This is a genomic window from Mycobacterium sp. IDUB_37, assembly GCF_055419245.1.
On the sequence record NZ_JBVAXG010000005.1, the window covers coordinates 474,082 to 483,777 of the forward strand.

Here is a 9,696-nt window from a genome sequence, read left to right on the forward strand (position 1 = left end):
TTCCTCCCAGCTGTAAAAGTGCAGTTCACGGGCACGGCGAGCGCTTCCCGGAAACTCACTGAAATCTCACGACGGACTAGCGACCAGCCGATCTACCTGTTGTCCACGTATCCGCTGCGAGATGACCGCAGTGATCCCGTCACCCTGCATCGTGACGCCGTAGAGCGCATCCGCCACCTCCATGGTGGGCTTCTGGTGCGTGATGATGATCAGCTGCGATTGGTCTCGCAGCATTTCGAACAAGCTGATCAACCGGCGCAGATTCACGTCGTCGAGCGCGGCTTCCACCTCATCCATGATGTAGAACGGGGATGGCCGAGCACGGAAAATCGCGACCAGCATCGCCACTGCGGTCAGAGCCTTCTCGCCGCCGGAGAGCAAAGACAGCCGGGTGATTTTCTTCCCCGGCGGACGGGCCTCCACCTCGATGCCGGTGGTCAGCATGTCATCTGGCTGCGTCAGCCGGAGTTGACCTTCCCCGCCGGGGAACAGGGTGCTGAAAACTACTCGGAATTCCCGCTCTACGTCGACGAACGCGTCACTGAACACCTGCAGGATGCGGGCGTCGACCTCGGCGATCACATCGAGCAGGTCCTTGCGGGCACCCTTGACATCCTCGAGCTGGGTAGAAAGGAAATTGTATCGCTCCTCCAGCGCAGCAAATTCTTCCAGAGCCAGCGGATTGACCCGGCCCAGCTCATTCAGCGACCGCTCGGCACGCTTGGCCCGCCGTTCCTGGGTAGTGCGGTCGAACGGCATCGGCGCCGGCGCCACCACCTGTTCACCCCGCTCGCGGGCCTGCTCGAACTCGGCCATCTCCAGCTCGGTCGGAGGTAGCGGGACGTCTGGACCATACTCGGCGACCAGATCCGACGGCGCCATCCCGAACTGCTCCAGCACCATCTGTTCGACCTGCTCGATTCGCATCGCTGCCTGCGCGTTCGCCATCTCGTCGCGGTGCAGCGAGTCGGTGAGCGCGGCCACCCGCGCGCTCAGCGTGCTGGTCTCTTCGCGTACCGCGGTCAGGGCCGCCGAGCGCTGCTGGCGTTCCGTGGTCAACCGGTCGCGCAATCGCGAGGCCGAGTCCACCACCCGCTTGAGCCGCGCGGCCAGCAGCCGTCCAGAGTCGGCCACCGCAGCCGCCACCGCGGCGGCCTTCAGTCGGGCGGCATGTGCTTGCTCAGCCCGGACCCGCGCCTCACGTTCGGCCGCGGCAGCGCGTCGCAACGAATCGGCTTTCCCACGCACCGCGTTGGCGCGCTCCTCGGCGGTGCGCACCGCCAATCGGGCTTCGACCTCAAAGCTGCGTGCGGTGTCGGCGGCCGCCGCAATCGCCTCCCTGGCCTCAGTTGCATTGGGCTGGCCGGCCTGCGAGTGTTCGCTCTGCTGTGCGTTGCGCAGCCGAGTCTCGAGTTCCACCACCTCCTCGACAGTGCGGCCGCGCCCTGTTTCGAGTTCTTCACGCTGCTGCACCAGTCGCGTCCACTCACTCTCGGCCACTCGAGCCTCCTGCCCCAACCGGCCGAGTTGCTCATACATCGCAGAGATCGCGGTGTCGGATTCATTGAGGGCCGCCAGGGCGTGCTCCGCCGCATCCTGGCGAGCTGTCTGCTCGGTCAGCGCACCGGACAGCGCGGCGGTCAACTGCGACACCTGCTCCTCCGAGGCGGCCAATTCGGTACGCGCCTTCTCTATCTCGGAGGTGACCTCCAACGTGGACGGCTTCCGGTCCGAGCCCCCACTCACCCAGCCGTTGCCCACCAGGTCACCGTCGAGCGTGACGGCACGGAGCCTCGGATGGCTTGCCACCAGCTGCAGTGCCTCGCCCAAGTCGTTGACCACCGCGACGCCCGACAGCATGGCGACCATCGCGCCCCGTAGGCGTGCCGGCGCGTCAATCAGGTCAAGCGCCCACCGGGCTCCGCTGGGCAGGGCGACTGTCGGCGCCGGCTCGGCCGGGGCCGGCCAGTCACTGAGTACCAGGGCGGCTCGACCGCCGTCGGCCTGCTTGAGCGCCGCGACTGCGGAGCGGGCGGCGCCCAGGCTGTCAGCCGCTAGCGCGTCGGCCGCCGAACCGAGCACGGTGGCCAGCGCGGCCTCGTACCCGGCATGAACCTTGACCAATGTTGCGATCGACCCGGAAAGCCCTGCGTCACTGAGGTTCTGGGTGAGCCACGCGACGCCGTCCTTGCGCTCCAGGCTCATCGACAGCGCATCGATCCGCGCGTGCAGTGACGCCACCCGGCGCTCGGCACTGCGTTCAGCGGCCTGCAGTTCGGTGACCCGGTCTCCGGTCAGCCGCAACGCTGCCACCGTTCGCTCGTGGTGGGTGTCGAGGCCGACCTCGCCCTGATCGAGTTCAGCGACGCGGCTTTGCACGCTGTCGAACTCCGAACGCGTCTGCTCGACGCGAGCGACGGATTGTTCGATCCGCTCAGACAGCCGCGCCACGCTTTCGTCGATCGATTCGACGCGGGCGCGCATGGTTTCCACCTGCCCGGTTAACCGCGCCAGGCCCTCCCGCCGATCCGCCTCTGCGCGCACCGACGCCATGTGCGCCTCGTCTGCCTCGACAACGCGGTACTCGCGTTCTGCCAATTCCGCTCGCGCCTCATCCAGGCGGGCCCGGGCGTCGGCCAGCTCTTCAAGTAACTGCTGTTCGAAGAAGGCCATCTCATAGGCCTCGGCCTCGAGCTCATCGGGGTCGGTGTCGCTGGTCCGCAGCTGTTCCAGGTCCAGGTGCTGAGCCCGTTCGCTGGCGATGCGCACGGTGGCGCCGACTCGTTCGGCCAGCGCCGACAGCCCGAACCAGGTCTGCTGGACGGCCTCGGCGCGCTGGGTCAGCTCGGTGAGTGACGCTTCATGCGCGGCCAATTCTTCGGCGGCGACCGACAGCCGGGCGGCGGCGTGATCATGCTCGCGTCGCATGGCAGCTTCGGCGTCGAAGATCGCTTGGCGCTCGGTCCGGCGGCTGACCAGGTCGTCGGCGGCAAGTCGCAGCTTGGCGTCGCGCAGGTCGGCCTGGATGGTCTGGGCACGGCGGGCTGCTTCGGCCTGGCGGCCCAACGGCTTGAGTTGCCGACGCAACTCCGTGGTCAGGTCGGTGAGCCTGGCCAGGTTCGCCCCCATGGAATCAAGCTTGCGTAGTGCCTTTTCCTTGCGCTTGCGGTGCTTCAGCACACCCGCAGCCTCTTCGATGAATGCGCGGCGGTCCTCCGGTCGCGACTGCAGAATCGCGTCCAATTTGCCCTGCCCGACGATGACGTGCATTTCGCGGCCGATCCCGGAGTCGCTCAGCAACTCCTGCACGTCCATCAACCGGCAACTGCTGCCGTTGATTTCGTATTCGCCGGCTCCGTCGCGGAACATTCTCCGGGTGATCGACACCTCGGAGTAGTCGATCGGCAGCGCGTTGTCGGAGTTGTCGATGGTGACAGTCACTTCGGCGCGGCCCAGTGGGGCGCGCGATGAAGTGCCGGCGAAGATGACGTCCTCCATCTTGCCGCCACGCAGTGTCTTGGCGCCCTGCTCCCCCATAACCCAGGCCAGGGCGTCGACAACGTTCGACTTGCCGGAGCCGTTTGGTCCGACGACAGCGGTGATCCCCGGCTCGAAGCGCAGAGTCGTCGGCGCGGCGAAGGACTTGAAGCCCTTCAGCGTCAGACTCTTGAGGTACACGGCGTGCCAGACTACCGCTGTATCGGATTGCGGTGACCCGCTGCGCCCGGCTTCACCCTAAGATCGCCGCGCTTGCGTCGCCAGGGCCGATCACCGCTCGACGAAGCCGGTGAACTGCTCCGCAGGTTCCGACCAGTCAGCGACAACGTTGTCCACCCGGCCCGGAGTGCTGCCGCCCCGCAGCAATTCCAGCAGCCGCTCACCGCCCTCCCGCGAACCGTGCGCAACCACCAACACCCGGCCATCGGCTTGGTTGGCGGCGTAACCCGTCAGCCCCTGCTCCAGCGCGCGGCAGCGAGTCCACCAGCGGAAGCCGACGCCCTGGACGTGGCCATGGACCCATGCGGTCAGGCGCACATCGGACTCAGGGGCGTGCGACATCGTTGACCTCGAAGTTCACCGTCGTGCCCGACTTCAGGGTGCGCCCGACCGTGCACACCAGATCGATAGCGCGGTTGACGACCGTCAGCAGGCGGTCCTTTTCCTCTGAGCTGAGTCCCGAGAGGTCCAGTTCGAGGGTCTCCTCGAGGAGCGGGTAGCGCTCCTGATCGCGGTCAGCCGCACCCGACACTCTGAGCACCGCTTGGTAGTCGTCCCCCAGTCGGCGCGCCAGCGGCTGGTCACTGGACATCCCGCTGCATGCGGCGAGCGCGATTTTCATCAACTCCCCGGGGGTGAAGACGCCCTCGACGTCCTCGCTGCCGACGAGTACCTCCGCGCCCCGCGAGCTGTGCCCGGTGTACCGGCGCGTGCCGGTGCGTTCGACCCATAATTCGGTCATATCTACCTCTCTCTTGCAGTTCGCCGCACCGAGCGACTAGCGCACCCTAGATGCAGTCTCGATGCCGTCAACGCAGGCTCGACCCCATCCGTTACCCACGAGGCCGTGGCTGGCACCTCGGGCAGTAGAACGACGATCGGTTCATGAATTTCTCCCGGCGCATCACCGCTCCGCAGCGCCGGCAGTTTTCGCCCTCCCGACCGTAGGCGTCCAGCGACCGGTCGAAATACCCCGATTCGCCGTTGACGTTGACGTACAGCGAATCGAAAGATGTGCCGCCTTTGGCCAGTGCCTCGCGCATCACCTCGGCAGCTGCGTCCAACACCGCGGCCAGCTGTTTGCGGGTCAGCGTGTCGGCAATGCGCGCGCCGTTCACCTTGGCCCGCCACAGCGCCTCGTCAGCGTAGATATTGCCGATTCCCGACACCACCTGCTGATCCAGCAGTTGGCGTTTGATCTCGGAGTGCTTGCGCCGCAACACTTTTATCACGGCATCGGCATCGAACCTCGGATCGAGCGGGTCACGGGCCAAATGCGCGACCGGCTCCGGAAGGACGCTGCCGTCCACGGTAACCAGGTCGGCGAGCAGCCAGCCACCGAAGGTCCGCTGATCGGCGAAGCTCAGTATCGTCCCGTCGTCGAGCAGTGCAGCTATACGGACGTGGTCGGCACGCGGCACCGTCCCCAACAACATCTGCCCGCTCATACCGAGGTGCACGACGAGCGCGGTATCGGCACTTGCCGTCGCCTCGGTGTCCGGGCCGTCCGGGCCATCGAGCAGCAACCACAAATACTTACCGCGCCGGTCGGTGCCGGTAATGCGGGCGTCGAGCAGTCGCGCGGTGAGATCGGCGGGGCCTGCTTCGTGACGGCGTACCGCGCGGGGGTGGTGAACCCTGACCGCAGTGATCGTCTTGCCCACGACATGGGCTTGCAGACCGCGCCGCACCACCTCGACTTCGGGCAGTTCGGGCATCTAGTGATGATCGCAAGCCCGGGGAACCCGGGCGCAGCGGGTCATCACCATCGGGCCAGTGATGATCGCAAGCCCGGAGAACCCGGGCGCAGCGGGTCATCACCATCGGGCCAGTGATGATCGCAAGCCCGGAGAACCCAGGCGCAGCGGGTCATCACCATTGAGCCAGTGATGATCGCAAGCCCGGAGAACCCAGGCGCAGCGGGTCATCACCATCGGGCCAGTGATGATCGCAAGCCCGGAGAACCCGGGCGCAGCGGGTCATCACCATTGAGCCAGTGATGATCGCAAGGCCGGGGAACCCGGGCGCAGCGGGTCATCACCATTGAGCCAGTGATGATCGCAAGCCCGGGGAACCCGGGCGCCACGGGTCGCCGCTATCGGGTCAGGCGGACGACTTCCCCGCCGAATCGAGCACTTCCAGCGCCTCCAGCGCCTTGTAAGCAGCCGACGCCGCCTTCTGCTCGGCTTCCTTCTTGGAGCGACCCACGCCGGACCCATATTCGGTATCCATCACCAGGACTACCGCGGTGAACTCCTTGTCGTGGTCCGGCCCCGTGGAGGTCAGCAAGTACGACGGCGGGCCGAGCGAACGCGCTGCGGTGAGTTCCTGCAGGCTGGTCTTCCAGTCCAGTCCAGCGCCCAGCGTGGGTGCGGTGTCGAGCAGCGGGCCGAACAGGTGCATGATCACCTGCCGCGCCACGTCGATGCCGTGTTGCAGGTAGATCGCACCCAGCAGCGATTCCATACCGTCGGCCAGGATGCTGGACTTGTCGGCTCCGCCGGTGTTCGATTCGCCGCGTCCCAACAGAACGTGGGCACCGAGCCCCTCCGCAGTCAGGTTGCGCGCCACCTCGGCCAGCGCCAAGGTATTGACGACACTCGCCCGGAGTTTGGCCAGATCGCCTTCCGAACGGTCAGGATGGCGGTGATAGAGCGCATCGGTGACCGTCAGCCCGAGCACCGCGTCGCCCAGAAACTCCAACCGCTCGTTGGTGGGCAGCCCGCCGTTCTCGTAGGCGTAACTGCGGTGCGTCAACGCCAGGGAGAGCAATTCTTCAGATAGGTCGACGCCGAGCGCATCGAGCAATGTCTGTCGTGATTGGGTCACCGCTCACCTCCCTCTCCCCCGTCCGCACCGCCCTCGGGTGGCAGCAGTTTCGCGAGCTTCGACCACCGTGGGTCGATCAGATCGTGGTGGTGGCCGGGTTCGGCTGCCAGCGAGACACCACATTGCGGGCAGAGCCCCGGGCAATCCGGCGAGCATGTTGGGGAGAACGGTAACTCTAGGCCGACCGCGTCGACGATCGGCTGCTCGAGGTCGATGGCGTGGTCGACAACGTGCCCGACCTCGTCCTCCTCGGTGGTCGCCTCGGTGACGCTGTCCGGATACGCGAACAGTTCGGTCAGCGTGATCTCAACGCTTCCCTCGATCGGCGACAGACACCGTGAGCATTCGCCCGAGGTGGGGCCGGCCACCGTCCCGGTCACCAGCACGCCCTCCGACACGGACTGCAACTGCAAATCGAGTTCCAGTGGTGCCCCGCGCTGGATCGCGATCAGTTCCACGCCGATGCGCGAAGGACTGTCCACGGTGTTCTGGACGGTGATTATTGAGCCCGGACGGCGACCCAACCGGGCGATTTCAATCGTCAACGGCGTGTCCACACGTCGCTGCGCCGTCTGGCTGTGCTGCTTGGCCATACGGGAATCCTACGGCCAGTAGCGCACAGTTCCACTGTCCGACAGCTATGGGGCCGGCGCCGCCACGTGGAAAGCGGCAGATTTCCGGGTCTGTGACTACCGGGTCACATAGTCATGCGTACCGGCCGCAGTGCGCAGTTGGTGGCGGCCCCGACCGACCGAACGCAGGGTCCCGTTGAGGAACTCCTCGAATTCGGCGAGCTTGTTGTCGACGTAGATGTCGCATTCGCCACGCAACCGGTCTGCTTCAGCGTGTGCGGTGTCGATAAGGCGGGTGGACTCCGAGACGGCGGCCTGCACGACCTCGTTTTGCGACACCAGGCGTTGCTGCTCCTTGATGCCTTCTTGCACGGCCTTCTCATACGAGATGTTGCCGTTTTCGATCAGTCGGTCGCATTCGGTCTTGGCGCGGCTGACGCTGGCCTCGTACTCGCGCTTCGCCGACGCGCCGATGCGCATGGCTTCCTCGCGTGCCTCGCCGACCATCCGCTCGCTGTGCTGGCGCGCTTCGCTCACCATCCGGTCGGCCTGCGCCTTGGCGTCCGAAAGTAAGCGGTCTGCCTCGGCGCGGGCGTGGTTGACCATCGAATCCGACTCAGTGGTCGCCGACGACACCATCGAGTCCGCGTGCGACTTGGCGTCGTGCAGCATCGAATCGCGCGCATCGAGCACGTCCTGGGCGTCGTCAAGCTCCCCAGGGATCGCATCTTTGATGTCGTCGATCAGTTCCAGCACATCGCCACGGGGCACCACACAACCCGCGGTCATAGGCACACCACGGGCCTCTTCGACAATCGCGCTGAGTTCGTCCAGCGCTTCAAAGACTCGGTACACGGCCATACCCTCCTGGCGTCGTTTAATTGTTACCAGTGTGCCTGGTGTTACCTCTGTGACACCGGTGATGGCTCCGGTGTGTCGGATTGAATTTTGCTGCGTTCATCTGCCGCGGAGCACGGGCCAGTGGCGTAACCGAGCCCCAACCACACGGTTTGCTTTGAGAATATGCCTCCGCAGCCGGCCCCGTCAGTCTCTCGGGCGTCCCCTTGGGGCCCGGCACGCGGTTACCCCCACCGGGCCGACCAGGCTGTTTGCCTTGTCGCTGGCTCGATCGCCGCGCATCCGCGCCAGGCTATGCTGGCCCGGTGAATGGGCGTTCGACCACCGGCAATAATGAGCAGAATTCCAAAACGCCCACCTTATATATTTTTCCGCACGCCGGCGGAACCGCGAAAGATTACGTGCCATTCGCCAAGGAATTTTCTGGCAACGTCAAGCGAATCGCCGTGCAGTACCCCGGACAGCGCGATGGCGCCGGCCTGCCGCCACTGGCCAGCGTTCCCGCCCTGGCAGACGAAATCTTCGCCCTGATGAAACCGTCCGCTCACGCAGACGTTCCGGTGGCCTTCTTCGGTCACAGCATGGGTGGAATGCTGGCTTTTGAAGTGGCCTTTCGCTTTCAGTCAGCAGGTTATCGCGCGATCGCACTTTTTGTCTCCGCCTGTTCGGCGCCGGGGCACATCAGGTACAAGCAGATAAAAGACATGTCCGACGACGAGATGTTGAATCTGGTATCTCAAATGACGGGCATGAGTCCAGACTTTTTCAGTGACGAGGAATTTTTGGTCGGCGCACTGCCCACATTGCGCGCCGCACGCGCTATTGCCGGTTACGATTCTCCGCCGCAAACGAAGCTAGACTGTCCAATTTATGCTTTCATTGGCGACAAAGATTGGATTTCAACGCAGGAAGATATGTCGCCGTGGGCAGATCGAACCACATCCGAGTTCACGATTCGGGTATTCTCTGGCGACCATTTCTATCTGAACAACAACCTCCCGGAACTGGTCACTGACATCGAGACCAGGACGCTGGAGTGGGCAGACCTGACTTAGCTGCACCACGCCCGCTACCTCATTACGAGCAGACAGTACGTACGCACGCCCCACCTCGCACGATGCTCACCGATCTTGGACATCGCCGGCGAATCGGCGACGGTTCGGCAAATCGCCGAGCTGGGCAAATTGGGGCCCGGCCGGTCTGACCCTTACCACGGTCGGCCGGGCACCGCCTCCCGGGATGTTACGCTCGTCACAACCGCACGCTTGTCCCAGAAATCCTCGCGCTCTCCGGTCCGCGCGTAGAAGTCTTTACCCACCGGACCACATACGTCACCGACGCATCAAAAATCACAGCAACCACAAAGCTAGTAGGAGTCGATGAGATTCAGCGCAGTTCAGACCCCTGCGCTACTCGGTTGTGGCTCGCTCACCAGCAGTAGCAACCGTGTCAATTTTCTGATTATGGCTGCGCTCTCCCCAAGAGATGATTACCGTTGAACATGCGATTAGTTGTGCGGGGAACGGGTTCAGTCCAGGGGCAAACGGCTATTCGCACGCAGGAGTACTTCGGTGGGGGTGTTCATGATGGTCAGGATGGACAGTCAGCTCACGATGGCGACGACTAGAACGACTAGATGCCATGCAATGCGGCTCCACAGACGGTTCCCATGGTCCGCACCAATGAATGAGCGCAGACAGTCGGATGGGAGTGTGCAGTA

8 protein-coding genes are annotated in these 9,696 nt (G+C 64.6%); 1 reads left to right on the forward strand and 7 read right to left on the reverse strand.

Annotated features, from left to right (window positions below; all coding sequences use genetic code 11):
* Positions 1–66 precede the first annotated feature (66 nt).
* The 7 genes from smc to sepIVA form a co-directional block, all read right to left on the reverse strand.
* Positions 67–3,678, reverse strand: coding sequence for a chromosome segregation protein SMC (gene smc / locus ACZY1I_RS20065; RefSeq protein WP_463756214.1), 3,612 nt, complete (start codon positions 3,676–3,678; stop codon positions 67–69).
* Positions 3,679–3,768: 90 nt separating this feature from the next.
* Positions 3,769–4,059: an acylphosphatase gene (locus ACZY1I_RS20070; protein WP_463756215.1), complete on the reverse strand. Its 291-nt coding sequence runs from the start codon at positions 4,057–4,059 to the stop codon at positions 3,769–3,771.
* Positions 4,043–4,459: an OsmC family protein gene (locus tag ACZY1I_RS20075; RefSeq protein ID WP_463756216.1), complete on the reverse strand. Its 417-nt coding sequence runs from the start codon at positions 4,457–4,459 to the stop codon at positions 4,043–4,045. Before ACZY1I_RS20075 ends, ACZY1I_RS20070 begins: the two co-directional genes overlap by 17 nt.
* A 91-nt stretch (positions 4,460–4,550) precedes the next feature.
* The gene (gene mutM / locus ACZY1I_RS20080; protein ID WP_463756217.1) at positions 4,551–5,435 is read right to left on the reverse strand and encodes a DNA-formamidopyrimidine glycosylase; all 885 of its coding nucleotides are present in this window, start codon (positions 5,433–5,435) and stop codon (positions 4,551–4,553) included.
* Between the two features lie 385 nt (positions 5,436–5,820).
* Positions 5,821–6,546 carry a ribonuclease III gene (rnc, locus tag ACZY1I_RS20085; RefSeq protein ID WP_463756218.1) on the reverse strand — a complete coding sequence of 242 codons (726 nt, stop codon included), beginning with the start codon at positions 6,544–6,546 and terminating at the stop codon, positions 5,821–5,823.
* Positions 6,543–7,139, reverse strand: a complete 597-nt coding sequence (locus ACZY1I_RS20090) for a YceD family protein (protein ID WP_463756219.1) — start codon at positions 7,137–7,139, stop codon at positions 6,543–6,545. Before ACZY1I_RS20090 ends, rnc begins: the two co-directional genes overlap by 4 nt.
* A gap of 96 nt (positions 7,140–7,235) precedes the next feature.
* Positions 7,236–7,973: a cell division protein SepIVA gene (sepIVA, locus tag ACZY1I_RS20095; protein ID WP_463756312.1), complete on the reverse strand. Its 738-nt coding sequence runs from the start codon at positions 7,971–7,973 to the stop codon at positions 7,236–7,238.
* 254 nt (positions 7,974–8,227) lie between these two features.
* On the opposite strand from sepIVA, the gene ACZY1I_RS20100 reads away from it, so the two are divergent.
* Entirely contained in the window at positions 8,228–9,031 is an 804-nt protein-coding gene (locus tag ACZY1I_RS20100; RefSeq protein ID WP_463756220.1) for a thioesterase II family protein, read from the forward strand.
* Positions 9,032–9,696: the final 665 nt, after the last annotated feature.